The sequence below is a fragment of the Roseateles aquatilis genome (assembly GCF_002205645.1).
GTDB classification, from domain to species: Bacteria; Pseudomonadota; Gammaproteobacteria; order Burkholderiales; family Burkholderiaceae_C; genus Roseateles; species Roseateles aquatilis.
In genome coordinates, this window is record NZ_NIOF01000018.1 from 34,329 (window position 1) to 47,515 (window position 13,187).

At 69.0% G+C, this 13,187-nt stretch carries 14 protein-coding genes; 10 read left to right on the forward strand and 4 right to left on the reverse strand.

Features of this window, described 5'->3' with window-relative positions:
- Window positions 1-4: 4 nt before the first annotated feature.
- The 4 genes from CDN99_RS29545 to CDN99_RS24725 all read left to right on the forward strand — a co-directional run bounded on the left by CDN99_RS29545 (window position 5) and on the right by CDN99_RS24725 (window position 3,726).
- A complete protein-coding gene (locus CDN99_RS29545) occupies window positions 5-127 on the forward strand; it encodes a hypothetical protein (protein ID WP_259374728.1) in 123 nt (40 codons plus the stop codon).
- Entirely contained in the window at window positions 120-2,174 is a 2,055-nt protein-coding gene (locus CDN99_RS24715) for an acetyl-CoA carboxylase biotin carboxylase subunit (protein WP_088387832.1), read from the forward strand. Before CDN99_RS29545 ends, CDN99_RS24715 begins: the two co-directional genes overlap by 8 nt.
- Before the next feature lie 10 nt (window positions 2,175-2,184).
- Entirely contained in the window at window positions 2,185-2,697 is a 513-nt protein-coding gene (locus CDN99_RS24720) for a VOC family protein (protein ID WP_088387834.1), read from the forward strand.
- 333 nt (window positions 2,698-3,030) lie between these two features.
- Window positions 3,031-3,726 (forward strand): PEP-CTERM sorting domain-containing protein, encoded by a 696-nt coding sequence (locus CDN99_RS24725; RefSeq protein ID WP_238139694.1) that lies wholly within the window; start codon window positions 3,031-3,033, stop codon window positions 3,724-3,726.
- Between the two features lie 151 nt (window positions 3,727-3,877).
- Here CDN99_RS24725 and CDN99_RS24730 read toward each other — a convergent pair whose 3' ends face one another.
- Together CDN99_RS24730 and CDN99_RS24735 are read right to left on the reverse strand one after the other, a co-directional pair.
- Window positions 3,878-4,300 (reverse strand): SgcJ/EcaC family oxidoreductase, encoded by a 423-nt coding sequence (locus CDN99_RS24730; protein ID WP_088387838.1) that lies wholly within the window; start codon window positions 4,298-4,300, stop codon window positions 3,878-3,880.
- Between the two features lie 109 nt (window positions 4,301-4,409).
- On the reverse strand, window positions 4,410-4,802 hold the full coding sequence (locus CDN99_RS24735; RefSeq protein ID WP_088387840.1) for a hypothetical protein: 393 nt from the start codon (window positions 4,800-4,802) through the stop codon (window positions 4,410-4,412).
- A 296-nt stretch (window positions 4,803-5,098) separates the two neighbouring features.
- Here CDN99_RS24735 and CDN99_RS24740 point away from each other — a divergent pair, with 296 nt between their 5' ends.
- Together CDN99_RS24740 and CDN99_RS24745 are read left to right on the forward strand one after the other, a co-directional pair.
- Complete coding sequence (locus CDN99_RS24740; RefSeq protein WP_088387842.1) at window positions 5,099-5,281, forward strand: CsbD family protein; 183 nt, start codon at window positions 5,099-5,101, stop codon at window positions 5,279-5,281.
- A 69-nt stretch (window positions 5,282-5,350) separates the two neighbouring features.
- On the forward strand, window positions 5,351-5,578 hold the full coding sequence (locus CDN99_RS24745) for a hypothetical protein (protein ID WP_088387844.1): 228 nt from the start codon (window positions 5,351-5,353) through the stop codon (window positions 5,576-5,578).
- Between the two features lie 61 nt (window positions 5,579-5,639).
- Here the strand turns inward: CDN99_RS24745 and CDN99_RS24750 are convergent, their stop codons facing one another.
- Entirely contained in the window at window positions 5,640-6,812 is a 1,173-nt protein-coding gene (locus CDN99_RS24750) for a DUF4126 family protein (protein ID WP_088387846.1), read from the reverse strand.
- Window positions 6,813-7,131: 319 nt separating this feature from the next.
- On the opposite strand from CDN99_RS24750, the gene CDN99_RS28940 reads away from it, so the two are divergent.
- Both CDN99_RS28940 and CDN99_RS24755 read left to right on the forward strand, forming a co-directional pair.
- Window positions 7,132-7,296 (forward strand): hypothetical protein, encoded by a 165-nt coding sequence (locus CDN99_RS28940; protein WP_169727061.1) that lies wholly within the window; start codon window positions 7,132-7,134, stop codon window positions 7,294-7,296.
- 138 nt (window positions 7,297-7,434) lie between these two features.
- The gene (locus CDN99_RS24755; protein ID WP_088387848.1) at window positions 7,435-9,117 is read left to right on the forward strand and encodes an NAD(P)/FAD-dependent oxidoreductase; all 1,683 of its coding nucleotides are present in this window, start codon (window positions 7,435-7,437) and stop codon (window positions 9,115-9,117) included.
- 341 nt (window positions 9,118-9,458) lie between these two features.
- Here CDN99_RS24755 and CDN99_RS24760 read toward each other — a convergent pair whose 3' ends face one another.
- On the reverse strand, window positions 9,459-10,601 hold the full coding sequence (locus CDN99_RS24760) for a lytic polysaccharide monooxygenase (protein ID WP_158218955.1): 1,143 nt from the start codon (window positions 10,599-10,601) through the stop codon (window positions 9,459-9,461).
- Window positions 10,602-10,819: 218 nt separating this feature from the next.
- Here CDN99_RS24760 and CDN99_RS24765 point away from each other — a divergent pair, with 218 nt between their 5' ends.
- Window positions 10,820-11,713, forward strand: coding sequence for a LysR family transcriptional regulator (locus CDN99_RS24765; RefSeq protein ID WP_088387852.1), 894 nt, complete (start codon window positions 10,820-10,822; stop codon window positions 11,711-11,713).
- 13 nt (window positions 11,714-11,726) lie between these two features.
- Window positions 11,727-13,175, forward strand: a complete 1,449-nt coding sequence (leuC, locus tag CDN99_RS24770; protein WP_088387854.1) for a 3-isopropylmalate dehydratase large subunit — start codon at window positions 11,727-11,729, stop codon at window positions 13,173-13,175.
- Window positions 13,176-13,187: the final 12 nt, after the last annotated feature.

The following is a 13,187-nucleotide window of genomic DNA, read 5'->3' on the forward strand; positions in this document are numbered from 1 at the left end:
GGACATGTTCAAGAAGATCCTGATCGCCAACCGCGGCGGCGACGCGCGCGAAGCGTGCGGCGATTCAAATTGCATGGCGCGCGCAGCGCGTGCAGGCGATGTCGACGCGGGAGCACCCAATGTTTAAGAAGATCCTGATCGCGAACCGCGGCGAGATCGCCTGCCGGGTCATCAAGACCGCGAGGAAGATGGGCATCGCCACGGTGGCGGTGTATTCGGAGGCGGACAAGGACGCCCGCCACGTCGAGCTGGCCGACGAAGCCGTGCTGCTCGGCCCGGCGCCGTCGCGCGAGTCCTACCTGGTGGCCGACAAGATCATCGCCGCCGCCAAGGCCACGGGCGCCGAGGCCATCCACCCCGGTTACGGCTTCCTGTCCGAGAACGAGGACTTCGCGCGCCGCGTCGAGGAAGAGGGCCTGGTGTTCATCGGACCCAAGCATTACTCGATCGCGGCGATGGGCGACAAGATCGCCTCCAAGAAGCTCGCGAACGAGGCGCGCGTCAACACCATTCCCGGCCACAACGAGCCGATCCAGTCGCCCGACGAGGCCGTGGCCATCGCCAACCGCATCGGGTACCCGGTGATGATCAAGGCCAGCGCGGGCGGCGGCGGCAAGGGCCTGCGCGTCGCGTTCAACGACAAGGACTGCCACGACGGCTTCACCAGCTGCCGCAACGAGGCACGCGCCAGCTTCGGCGACGACCGCGTCTTCATGGAGAAATTCGTCGAGCAGCCGCGCCACATCGAGATCCAGGTGCTGGGCGACGCGCAAGGCGAGGTCGTCTACCTGTGGGAGCGCGAGTGCTCGATCCAGCGCCGTCACCAGAAGGTGATCGAGGAGGCGCCGTCCCCGTTCATCAGCGAGGCCACGCGCCGCGCGATGGGCGAGCAGGCGGTCGCGCTGGCCAAGGCGGTGCGGTACCAGAGCGCCGGCACGGTGGAGTTCGTCGTCGGCAAGGACCAGTCGTTCTATTTCCTGGAGATGAACACGCGGCTGCAGGTCGAGCACCCGGTCACCGAGTGCATCACCGGGCTGGACCTGGTCGAGCTGATGATCCGCGTCGCGGCGGGCCAACCGCTGCCGTTCAAGCAGGACGGCATCAAGCGCGACGGCTGGGCGATCGAGTGCCGTATCAATGCCGAGGACCCGTTCCGAAACTTCCTGCCGTCCACCGGCCGCCTGGTGAAGTACCAGCCGCCGGAAACGACGATGGAGGCGGCCGGCGGCGAGCGCTTCGGCGTGCGCGTGGACACCGGCGTGGACGAGGGCGGCGAGATCCCGATGTTCTACGACTCGATGATCGCCAAGCTGATCGTGCACGGCCGCGACCGCGCCGATGCGATCGCCAGGATGCGCGAGGCGCTGAACGGCTTCGTGATCCGGGGCATCTCCAGCAACATCCCGTTCCAGTCGGCGTTGCTGGCGCATCCGGACTTCCGCGCCGGGGACTTCAACACCGGCTTCATCGCGCAGCATTACAGCGGCGGTTTCCAGGCCGAGGATGTGCCGCACGACGATCCGGACTTCCTGGTCGCGCTGGCCGGCTTCATCCGCCGCAAGGCGCGCGAGCGCGAGGCCGGCATCACCGGCCAGCTGCGCGGCCACGAGGTCCGCATCGAGCACGACTACGTCGCCGTGGTCAACCACGGGCAGGGTGAATTCAGCCGCCATCCGCTCTACATCACCGAGTACGTCGGCGCCGCCGGCGAGGCGCTGATCATGGTGGGCGGCAGGGACGGCAAGCCGTACCGCATCGTCAGCGTCTCGCGGCTGAACGACACGCGCATCGTCGGCACCGTGAACGGCAAGCCCTTCGTCGCGCAGGCCGAGCGCGGCGCGCCGCGGGCGCCGCTGGCCTACCGCATCCAGCACGACGGCCGCGCGATCGAGGTCACGGTGCTGTCGCCGCGCGCGGCGGAGCTGCACGCGCTGATGCCCTACAAGGCGCCGCCGGACACCAGCAAGCAGTTGCTGTCACCGATGCCGGGCCTGCTGGTGCACATCGCCGCGCAGCCGGGTCAGAAGGTGCAGGCGGGCGAGCGCCTGGCGGTGATCGAGGCGATGAAGATGGAGAACATCCTCACCGCCAGCCAGGATGTGACGGTGGCCGAGGTGCTGGCCAGGACCGGCGAGAGCCTGGCGGTGGATCAGCCGATCCTGCGTTTCGAGTGAGGCGGGCGAGATGAGTGACATCGACACCAACGCGGCGCCTCTCGCGGGCGCCAAGCCCTATCGCATCCTGGGCATCCAGCAGATCGCGATCGGCGGCCCGGACAAGACCGCGCTGCGCAAGCTGTGGGTGGACGTGCTGGGCCTCACGGTGACGGGCAACTTCGTCTCCGAGCGCGAGAACGTCGACGAGGACATCTGCGCGATCGGCAGCGGCCCGCACACGGTGGAGGTCGACCTGATGCAGCCGCTGGACCCGGACAGGAAGCCGGCCGTGCACGCCACGCCGCTGAACCATGTCGGCCTGTGGGTCGACGACCTGCCCAAGGCGGTCGAGTGGATGACCGCCCACGGCGTGCGCTTCGCACCGGGCGGCATCCGCCAGGGCGCGGCCGGCCACGACATCTGCTTCATCCACCCCAAGAGCAACGACCAGTTCCCGATCGGCGGGGAAGGGGTGCTGATCGAGCTGGTGCAGGCGCCGGCCGAGGTGGTGAGGGTGTTGGGCGCGGTGGCGGCTCGCTGAGGCCCCGCCTGGGCCGCCGCTGGGGAATCGCCTCGGGCGGCGGCAGATCCGGCCAGGTCGGATCCTGGAAAGGCAACAGTGGTGCTGTGTCCAGCGCTTCCTTGAACAGCAGTTTTCCGCTGTTGTCAGGATTCCTTACATTCATCCACGAGGGTGCGCGATGCGAGGGAGTCGCCGTTCGCCACCGCGTCACGTAACTCATTGATGTGACATCGGAACCCTGGATCGAGGGGGCTCCGTTGGCTCAGGATTTGCAAGCGAGGGGGCGCAGTGGGAGGCGCCCCCGTCGACGGGGCGTTCAGATAAAGCAGATCCGGCACCGCCGACATGACCATGAACTTCGCGACCAAGCTCCTGTTTTCCGCCAGCCTCGCCTTCGCCTCGCTGAGCGCCTCGGCGGCCCTGAGCCCGACCTACGACAGCTTCGGCACCCTGGCGGGCGCCACTTTCGGCGGGACCGGCATTCCGAACAACGCGGTGGCGATCGATACCTTCACCGGCAAGAACCTGTTCGGCCAGAACACCGGCACGATCACGCTGGGCCTGACGGTCACCCCCCGCTACGGCAATCCGGCGGTGACGAACAACGGGCAGGGCGTGTTCAACGCCACCGCCGGCGTCGATCGCACCAGCGCCGGATCCATCCTCGACCAACTGGCGATGTGGAACATCGGCTACTACATCAGCGGCGCCACTTCGAGCAACTTCTACACCTACAAGCTGCTGCTGGACGTCGACCCGAGCAGCAACGAGAACTTCAAGACGCTCTACCTGAGCGCCAACACGCAGGACTCGATCAACATCGGCTCGTTCGTCAATGAGCTGCTGGGCGGCTATACCTTCGACCCGACCCGCACCGGCCAGTACAGCCTGATCCTGGAGGCGGTCCAGTTCGGCACGAACAACATCGTCGGCATGGCCTCGGTGCTGGTGAACGTGAACGCGGTGCCGGAACCCGGCTCGCTGGCCCTGGCCGGCCTGGCGCTGGCGGGTCTGGCGACTGTCGGCCGTCGCCGTCGGAAGGCGTGATCGCGCGAGTCTCCAGGTCGGCCCGGCGCCGACCCTGAGGCCGACTGGATCCAGCGGCCCGGGGCGAGAGTCCCGGGCTGTTTCGTTTCCGGCTTCCTCCGGCTTCCTCCAGCGTCCGCCCGAGTTGCGTCGAAGGACGTGTCGCCGCGCCTCAGCGGCGAACGACCTGCTGGCTGTTGAAGTCCACCGGCACGGAGGTGTGTTGATGGACGACGCGCCAGCGACCGTCGTGCTGGCGCAGGATGACGGACAGGCGGTTCTGCAGTGCCCGCAGCGGCATGCCGGCCTCGTCGAGCGCCGCGAACTCCAGGAGCGCCGAGCCTCCCGCGACCGCGCCGCCGTCGCGCCAGCTCTTCACGTCCGTCGCGGACAGGCGCACCCGCTCATCCCGAATGGCGTCGAACCAGTCCTTGACCAGGCTGGCCCAGGCGTCCCGGCCGTCATGCAGCCATTGGTCCCAGCTGTCGAAGACCTGCACGTCGGGCGCGTAGAGGTCGACCATGGCGTTCAGGTCACGGGCCAGGACCGCCGCGGCGTAGTCGCGGAGGAAGGCGTGGACGGGATCGTCGGACATGAGGGGCTCCTTCGTTGGCAGTGATGGTGTCCTGTCGACGGGCGAGGCCGGGGGATTTCGACAGGTCGCGATGGCAGGGCTCGTCAATGGCCGCCACGGGCCGACGCCATCACGCTTCCCGTTCGCGCGCCCAGAACTCCACGACGATGGTCATCACGATCCAGACCAGCAGGGTCGGCCGCACCTTGTCCGGCACCGCGCCCTGCTGGCGCAGCAGCAGGTCCATCACGTAGGGGAAGGTCCAGGCGTAGAACAGGGCCAGCGCCGCGTACATCACGCGGTGCCGGCTGGACGTGATGTACAGCACGGTGATGACCACCGAGGCCAGCGACAGCAGCAGGACGCCGAACTGCCACTCGCCGAGTTTCTCGGTGCCGGCCAGCACGAAGCCCAGCACCGCGCCAAAGAACATGTTCATGCCGTTGAGGTTGGCCTGGTACTCACCGGATGACATGCGGCCCAGGCCGGCGTGCCTGGGCAGGAATTTCAGCTTGGAAGACATCGGGTCCCTCGTGATGCGGAGGCTTGCTGGATCACGTCACCGCGACGTGGCCGGCCTCTCGAAGGGGGCGATGTTGCCACTTCTTGCCCAGCGCCCGGTGATCGGGCCGATCGGCGCCGAGTCGAGGTCGAATCGATGGCCGAAGAGGCCTTGCCCATGCGCGCCCAGGCCTCGTAGGCGCAGACCGACACCACGACGCGCGCTCGACCTGCACGTGGCCGCCGCCCGTCTCCCTACCATCGGTTCTGTGCAGTAAGCGCTTCCGCGAACCGCGCAGTAACCAACCGGAGATAGCCATGAACAAGGACCAAGTGAAGGGCGCCGTCAAGGACGCCGCTGGCAAGGTGCAGCAGAAGACTGGCGAGGTCATCGGCAGCAAGGAGCAGCAGGCCAAGGGCCTGGCCAAGCAGGTCGAGGGCAAGACCCAGAAGACCTTCGGCGACGCCAAGGAAGCCCTGAAGGACGCCGACAAGCGTTGAGCGTCTTCCCGATGCTGATCAAGCGCGGCTGGCCCGCGCTTTTTCTTGCCTGCATGGGCTGAGGCGGCCATGGAATTCCGCATCCGGATCTCCCAGCTGTCCAGGGTCGACGTGGCGCTGTTCGCGCGCATCGATGTCGCCCGCCCGGCGTCCGATCGGCGGCTGACGATCTATCGGCGCGATCCCGCGCTGGGCCCTGGCCCCACGTTGATCGTCGAAGCCTTCGAGCCGGAAGAGCCGAGCACCATCGACTTCGTGCTGAGCCAGTTCGACTCCGCCGTGGGCGACGACGTCTGACGCGATGTCTGACGCGAGCTCTGGCGGAACGTCGGGCGCGCAGCCTCCAGGCTGCGGCGCGTCAGGTGGCGCCGCCCGCGCGCGCCGTCTCCACGGAGCCGACCGGGTCGTCATCGTCGAGCGTGTCGGACGCTGGACCCGTCGATCCGTCCGTCCGCGCAGCGCCGCGCGCGTTGGGCGCCAGCGATGCGAGGCAGACCATCGCGGCACCGCCGAAGGCGAGCAGGTCCTCCACCGCGGCGACCGGCCAGTCGCGCCCCAGCGCGCGTGACGCCCGGGTGCGGATCGCATGGCCCACGTAGGTGGCCACGAACGAGCCCGCCGCCCCGGCCAGCGCCGCCGGCAGCGATCGTCCGCCCGCCAGCGCGGCGCCCGAGAGCGCGCCGCTGAGCACCCGCGCACCGACACCGCCCGGCATCGTGCGATCCGGCGTGTCGGGCAGCTTGTCGACGATGAGCTCGCCGATCGCCATCGGCGTGGTCACCGCGACTGCGCGCGTCGAGGCGAGGAAGGCCAGCGGCGACCCCTTCACGTCGATCCAGCCCAGCCGCGCGGCCCAGCTCACGACGGCGATCGGCGCGCTGGTGCGCGGGCCCGCGGTCGCGCCGAGCATGAAGGCGTGCAGCAGCGTTTGCCGCGAAGCCGGTTGCGCGGGCGGCTCGCGCCTGATCGGCGCCTCCCGGATCGCGGCTTCCTGGACGATCTCCACCCCGGCCTTCACCCGTCCGAGGAAGCGGCGGAAGAACTGCCGCGCCACTTCGGTGGCGGTGCCGAAGATGAGGTGAGAGGCATAGGAGTAGGGGTGCGACACCACCGGCGCGCGCCAGACTGGATCGCCAAAGCGGAAGGCGGGCACCAGGGTCTCGTCGACGAGCGTGGCGGCCACCACGCCGAACGCCGCGCCCCGTCCGGCCGTGACGCTCGGCGCCCGCTCCGCCGCGGCGCCGTAGACGCCACCGACCAGCGCGCCCATGCCGTTGTGGACCGCTTCGCCGGCCGCGGCACGTTTGCCGTAAGGGAGCGAGCGACCGGCCAGGCGGGTCAATCGATCGGCGGCTTTCTCGGTGGCGGGGGAGCCCTGGACGCCCGACGTGATGCCGCCGCGCGCCAGCAGCGCCTGGAAACCGGTCATGGCCACGGCGCCGACCAGGCCTGCCGCCAGCCCGGAGGCGATGCCCAGGAGCAGATGGCCGTCCTGGACGCCGTCGCCCTCATCGTGGTCGTGGATGTGCATGCGGGTTCTCGCGGTGGTTTTCCGCGCGTGGCCTTCATCGGCCACGCGCGGAACGTGTGGGGATGCCGGCTCGACGGCCGGCGCATCCCCCTTCGGCAAGCCTCATGCCTCCCAGGGGCCGTGGTTGCGCGGGGGTTGGCGAGCGCCTTCGCGCTGGCGGCCGGGCGAGGGACGTCCGTCGAGAGGAGTGGTTGCGTGTAAACTCCCGGCCTTCACCGTATTTCCGACGCTGCTCCAAGCTCGTGGCCCCGTGGCCGGAGTCTGGCGAGTCTGTGACTTCGGGTTGGTGTCACCTCAGTTCATTCATTCCGGAGCCAACATGGGCAACAAGATCATCACCGAAGCCGACCGTCGCGCTTCCCCCCGTCCCGTCGCCCCGAAGGGCGTGACCGTCACGTCCTCGCGCGGCCAGAAGAGCAGCCTGGAGCGTGGCTCGCACACGCGCAGCAAGAAGAACCCGGGCAAGCGTCCGCATTCGGGTTGAGGTCGCGGGGAGCAAGACCCCATCGACCGAACGACAGGCCCACGCCCACCGGCGGGGCCTGTTTTGCTTTGGAGGCGCGCCCGGCCGACGGGCGCCGCTCTCCACCTCCCTCAGCCTCCCGCTGCTCGATCAATCGCCATGATCCGCATCAACGAACTCCGCCTGCCCCTGGACCATCCCGAGGAGGCGCTGCGCGCCGCCGTCGTCGGCCGACTCGGCATCGACGATGCGCAGCTGCAATCCTTCACCGTCTTCAAGCGCAGCTATGACGCGCGCAAGAAGAGCGCGATGGTGCTGATCTACAGCGTCGACTGCGACATCGGCGACGCCGCCGCCGAGGCCTCGTTGCTTGCACGCCTGAGCGGCGACACCCACGTCAAGCCGTCGCCCGACACGGCCTACCGCTTCGTCGGCCACGCGCCGGTCGATTTCTTCGCGGGCGAGCGCCCCCGGCCCGTCGTCATCGGCTTCGGCCCCTGCGGCATCTTCGCGGCGCTGATCCTGGCCCAGATGGGCCTGCGGCCCATCGTGCTGGAGCGCGGCAAGGAAGTGCGCGAGCGCACCAAGGACACCTGGGGTCTGTGGCGCGAGAGCCGGCTCGATCCGGAGTCGAACGTGCAGTTCGGCGAGGGCGGGGCGGGAACCTTCTCCGACGGCAAGCTGTACAGCCAGATCTCCGATCCGCGCTTCCTGACGCGCAAGGTGCTGACCGAGTTCGTCAAGGCCGGCGCGCCGGAGGAGATCCTCTACGTCAGCAAGCCGCACATTGGGACCTTCCGCCTGGTGAGCATGGTGATCAAAATCCGCGCCGAGATCGAACGGCTGGGTGGCGAGATCCGCTTCCAACAGAAGGTCACCGACCTGCTCATCGAGCCGGGGCCGGACGGCCAGCGCCACGTGCGCGGCGTGACGCTCGAATCCGGCGAGGCGCTGCGCGCGGACCACGTCGTGATCGCGCTGGGCCACAGCGCGCGGGATACCTTCACGATGCTGCACGAGCGCGGCGTGCACATGGAGGCCAAGCCGTTCTCGATCGGCTACCGGATCGAGCATCCGCAGTCGATCATCGACAAGGCGCGCTTCGGCCCCAACGCCGGTCATCCGATCCTGGGCGCGGCGGACTACAAGCTGGTCCACCACGCCAGGAACGGGCGCTCGGTCTACAGCTTCTGCATGTGCCCGGGCGGCACGGTGGTGGCGGCGACGTCGGAGCCCCATCGCGTCGTCACCAACGGCATGAGCCAGTACTCGCGCGAGGAGCGCAACGCCAATGCCGGCATCGTTGTCGGCATCACGCCCGAGGACTATCGCCAGGACGGCAAGACCGACGGCAGCGCGGTCAATCCGCTCGACGGCATGGCGTTTCAGCGCATCTGGGAGTCGCGGGCGTACGAGCTCGGAGAAGGCGACTACCGCGCCCCGGGCGCGCTGGTCGGCGACTTCATCAAGCGCCAGCGCAGCACCGCGCTGGGCGGGGTCGAGCCGAGCTACAAGCCCGGTGTCACGATGACCGACCTTCAGCAGAAGGGACTGGGCAGCCTGCCGGGTTACGCGCTGGACGCGATCCGCGAGGCGCTGCCAGCCTTCGAGCGGCAGATCCGCGGCTTCTCGATGGCCGACGCCGTGCTGACCGGCGTGGAGACGCGGACCTCGTCGCCCCTGCGGGTCACGCGTGGCAAGGACTATCAGAGCCTCAATGTCCGCGGGCTGTTCCCGGCGGGTGAGGGCGCTGGCTACGCAGGCGGGATCATGTCCGCCGGGGTGGACGGCATCGAGGTGGCGGAGGCGCTGGCGAAAGCGTTGCTCGGGGTCAAGGACTGACCCTTTGCTCGGTTGTCGCCTGGTATGGGCTTCGCTACTTCGGCGGCTGAGCAACGGCCGAAGGAAGCCCGGGGCCCCGGGTCGTCAGACAAAATTCCTCCCCGGGGCCCCGGGCTCCCTTCGGCCGCGAATCACCGAGACTTTTCGGGGCGTGGCGATCCGTGGGGGCGGGTGTTGGGCGTCGCAGGGGCTGGGTACTTCGGTCGTCCAGCGACGGCCGAAGGAAGCCCGGGGCCCCGGGTCGTCAGACAAAATTCCTCCCCGAGGCCCCGGGCTCCCTTCGGCCGCGAATCACCGAGACTTTTTGGAGCGTGGTGATTCGTGGGTGGTTGGCGATCGCTTTATAGCGCCTGCCAGAGGATGCCCGCGGAGCCTGCCCCCGTCGGGGTCCAGCCTGCGCCCACCCACGCGGTGTGGTTCTGCAGGCAGCGGTACTGCCTGCCCTGGTAGGTCACCACCTGGCCGGTCGTGTAGGTCGTGCCTTCGGCCCAGGCCGGCGCGCCGGGCGTGGTCGGCGGCGTGCTCGGCAGGATGACGTCCAAGGCGTAGCTCGCGCCGGAGTTGGCGTTCTGCAGATAGACGTCCATCACGGTGACCCCGCTTGGGACCACGACGTTGCCCCCCTGCAGCGCGCCCACCTTCACATAGGCCGAGGTCTGGTTGACCTTGGTCGCGATCTGGCCGAGCCACCCGGCCTTGGGCGCCGCGGCGCTCAGCGTCACGACGATGGACTCCAGGTCGGCGCCCGCGCCGTTGAAAACCCGCAGCTTCACCTGGCTGCCGGTGGGCAGATCCTGCGCCGCCGAGACCTGCCCGATCTGCTTGAGCCCCGTGGGCGTGCCGGGCGGCGTCGTGCCGCCACCGCCGAAGTCGACGTCGGAGCAGGCGTAGAACGCCTCCGTGCTGTCCGCCCGCTGCCAAGCCGAGAACAGCACGTGCTTGCCGGTCCGCTTGGGCAGGCTCAGCTTCATCGTGTAGGTCTTGTTGGTGGTGACGATCTGGTCCGGGCCCAGTTGCTGCACCTGCTCCAGGTCCGACCAGCGCAGCGGCGACGTGGTCGGATTCCAGCCATCCCGCGTCAGGAAGAAGGTCCAGTTCAGCGAGCGGTGCGGCGCGGTGGCGTTGTAGCGGTACTCGTACTTGCCGTCCGCGCCCGGGGAGTAGGCCGTCACCGGCCAATCCGCCCGCGCCAGGTCGAAGCCCTTGAACTTCTCCTGGCCACCGGCGCAGATCTTGAGGTCGGGCACCACCGCCGGATGGTTGCCGTTGGCGGCAGCCTGGTTGACGCCGTTCCAGTCGTAGATCGCCTGCTCGCCGCCATAGGCGATCGCGGCCTGGCAGGCCGGCAGCGACGGGTTCTTGAAGCAGTTGTACTGGCGCGAGATCGGGAACTCGGGCGCGCCATGGGCGTGGGCGGCCGGGGCGAAGGCCGCGGAAAGCGCCGTCAGCGCCAGGGCGCCGGTCAGTCGGGCACGGTCATGCATCGATGTCTCCTTTTGATATGGAAGGGAATGGACGCCCGATGTGTGGCCCGACACAACACCAAAGCATGACCACCATAAGACCTGAAGAAGACCAAAGCAAGATGCCGTGCAGTAACCAAAAATCTCCAGCATTCGTGAGGAGCGAAGGGAGTATCATGAACGCCGGTAGTCTTGCTCTCTGAGCGAAGGCTAGAGTTCAACCCAGCCGCCGCCACGCCATGCGCCTCGACCTCACCACGCTCAATCTCGTGCTCGCGATCGAACAGACCCGATCCATCACCCGTGGGGCCGAGCGCGAACACCTGGCACTGGCCGCCGCCAGCAAGCGCATTTCCGACCTGGAGACGCGCCTGGGCGTGCAGCTCTTCGAGCGCCGCGCCCGGGGCGTCGAGCCGACCGAGGCTTGCCGCGCGCTGGTGCGCCACATCCGCTCGCTGCATGCGTCGCTGCATGCGCTGGAGAGCGAGGTCGTCGAGTTCGCCCGTGGCATCAAGGGCCACCTGCGCATCGCCGCCAACGCCGGCGCGATCGCCGAGGCGCTGCCGCCCGATCTGGCGGCGTTCTCGCAGGCCCATCCGCAGATCCGCATCAGCCTGGAGGACCAGACCAGCTCCGAGGTGCAGGCCGCCGTGGCCGAGGGGCGCGCCGATGTCGGCGTGTTCACGACGCCGCTGCTGGACAACCGGCTGCAGACCTGGTCTTACCGGACCGGCCGGCTGTCGGTGCTGGTGCCCGCGAAACACGAGCTGGCCGGGCGCGATGCCGTCAGCTTCGACGACCTGCTGGCGCATGACCTCGTCGGCCTGCACAGCGGCGCCGCGGCGCAGGAACTGATGATGCAGGAAGCCCTGGCCCGCGGCCGCACGCTCAAGGCGCGGCTGCAGGTGCGCGGCTTCGATGCGATCGCCCAGCTGGTCGAGGCCGGCATGGGCGTCGCGGTGCTGCCGGACGCCCCGGCGCGCCGCTTCGCGCAGGTTTTCGACGTGCGCCGCCTGACGCTGGAAGAGCCCTGGGCGCAGCGCGACTATGTTCTGGGCGTGGCGCGTCAGGAGCGCCTGCCCACGGTGGTGCAGCGCTTCGTCGACGCGCTGTGCCCGCCCAACCCGAAGTGATGGAGAGCTCCTCATGACCGCGATCACCGGTATCGCCGGCACCTCCGCCGGCACCCCCCGCACGCTCTACGACAAGCTCTGGGACGAGCATGTCGTGCACACCGAGGACGACGGCACCGCCGTCCTCTACATCGACCGCCACCTGGTGCACGAGGTCACCAGCCCGCAGGCCTTCGAGGGCCTGGACCTGGCCGGGCGCAAGGTCTGGCGCCTGTCGGCCAACCTGGCCGTCAGCGACCACAACGTGCCCACCACCGACCGCAGCGAGGGCATCGCCGATCCGGTGTCGCGCCTGCAGGTCGACACGCTGGACAAGAACTGCGACCACCACGGCATCACGCAGTTCAAGATGAGCGACAAGCGCCAGGGCATCGTGCACGTGATCGGCCCGGAGCAGGGCGCCACGCTGCCCGGCATGACCGTCGTCTGCGGCGACAGCCACACGTCCACGCACGGCGCCTTCGGCGCGCTGGCCCACGGCATCGGCACCTCCGAGGTCGAGCATGTGCTGGCCACGCAAACGCTGCTGGCCAAGAAGGCCAGGAACATGCTGGTGAAGGTGGAGGGCCGCTGCGCGCCCGGCGTCGGCGCCAAGGACATCGTGCTGGCCATCATCGGCCGCATCGGTACCGCCGGCGGCACCGGCTACACGATCGAGTTCGCCGGCGCCGCGATCCGCGCGCTGTCGATGGAAGGCCGCATGACGGTCTGCAACATGGCGATCGAGGCGGGCGCGCGCGCCGGCCTGATCGGCGTCGACGACACGACGGTGCAGTACGTCAAGGGCCGCCCGTTCACGCCCACCGGCCTGGAGTGGGAGCAGGCGGTGCGCTACTGGCGCACGCTGCACTCGGACCCGGGCGCGACGTTCGACCTGGTCGTGGAGCTCGACGCGGCGCAGATCCGCCCGCAGGTGACCTGGGGCACGTCGCCCGAGATGGTCCTGTCCATCGACGATCGCGTGCCCGATCCCGACAAGGAGAAGGACGCGGTCAAGCGCGGCGCGATCGAGCGCGCGCTGCAGTACATGGCGCTGGAGCCCAACAAGGCCATCGACGACATCCGCATCGACAAGGTCTTCATCGGCTCCTGCACCAACAGCCGCATCGAGGACATGCGCGAGGCCGCGGCGGTGGTGAAGCGCGTCGGCGGCCGCATCGCCAGCAACGTCAAGCTGGCGCTGGTGGTGCCGGGCTCAGGCCTGGTGAAGGCGCAGGCCGAGGCCGAGGGCCTGGACCAGATCTTCAAGGCCGCGGGCTTCGAATGGCGCGAGCCGGGCTGCTCGATGTGCCTGGCGATGAACGCCGACCGGCTGGAGCCGGGCGAGCGCTGCGCCTCCACCAGCAACCGCAATTTCGAGGGGCGCCAGGGCGCCGGCGGCCGCACCCATCTGGTCAGCCCGGCGATGGCCGCGGCGGCCGCGATGGAAGGCCATTTCGTCGACGTGCGCCGCATCGCCTGAGACCCGGGAGCA

Coding starts and splice junctions, on each gene's coding strand:
- CDN99_RS24760 (WP_158218955.1), bottom strand. CDS start 10,601: ATGCATGACCGTGCCCGACTGACCGGCGCCCTGGCGCTGACGGCGCTT.
- CDN99_RS24725 (WP_238139694.1), top strand. CDS start 3,031: ATGAACTTCGCGACCAAGCTCCTGTTTTCCGCCAGCCTCGCCTTCGCC.
- CDN99_RS24755 (WP_088387848.1), top strand. CDS start 7,435: ATGATCCGCATCAACGAACTCCGCCTGCCCCTGGACCATCCCGAGGAG.
- CDN99_RS24730 (WP_088387838.1), bottom strand. CDS start 4,300: ATGTCCGACGATCCCGTCCACGCCTTCCTCCGCGACTACGCCGCGGCG.
- CDN99_RS24750 (WP_088387846.1), bottom strand. CDS start 6,812: ATGCACATCCACGACCACGATGAGGGCGACGGCGTCCAGGACGGCCAT.
- CDN99_RS24735 (WP_088387840.1), bottom strand. CDS start 4,802: ATGTCTTCCAAGCTGAAATTCCTGCCCAGGCACGCCGGCCTGGGCCGC.
- CDN99_RS24745 (WP_088387844.1), top strand. CDS start 5,351: ATGGAATTCCGCATCCGGATCTCCCAGCTGTCCAGGGTCGACGTGGCG.
- CDN99_RS24740 (WP_088387842.1), top strand. CDS start 5,099: ATGAACAAGGACCAAGTGAAGGGCGCCGTCAAGGACGCCGCTGGCAAG.
- CDN99_RS24715 (WP_088387832.1), top strand. CDS start 120: ATGTTTAAGAAGATCCTGATCGCGAACCGCGGCGAGATCGCCTGCCGG.
- CDN99_RS28940 (WP_169727061.1), top strand. CDS start 7,132: ATGGGCAACAAGATCATCACCGAAGCCGACCGTCGCGCTTCCCCCCGT.
- CDN99_RS29545 (WP_259374728.1), top strand. CDS start 5: ATGTTCAAGAAGATCCTGATCGCCAACCGCGGCGGCGACGCGCGCGAA.
- CDN99_RS24765 (WP_088387852.1), top strand. CDS start 10,820: ATGCGCCTCGACCTCACCACGCTCAATCTCGTGCTCGCGATCGAACAG.
- leuC (WP_088387854.1), top strand. CDS start 11,727: ATGACCGCGATCACCGGTATCGCCGGCACCTCCGCCGGCACCCCCCGC.
- CDN99_RS24720 (WP_088387834.1), top strand. CDS start 2,185: ATGAGTGACATCGACACCAACGCGGCGCCTCTCGCGGGCGCCAAGCCC.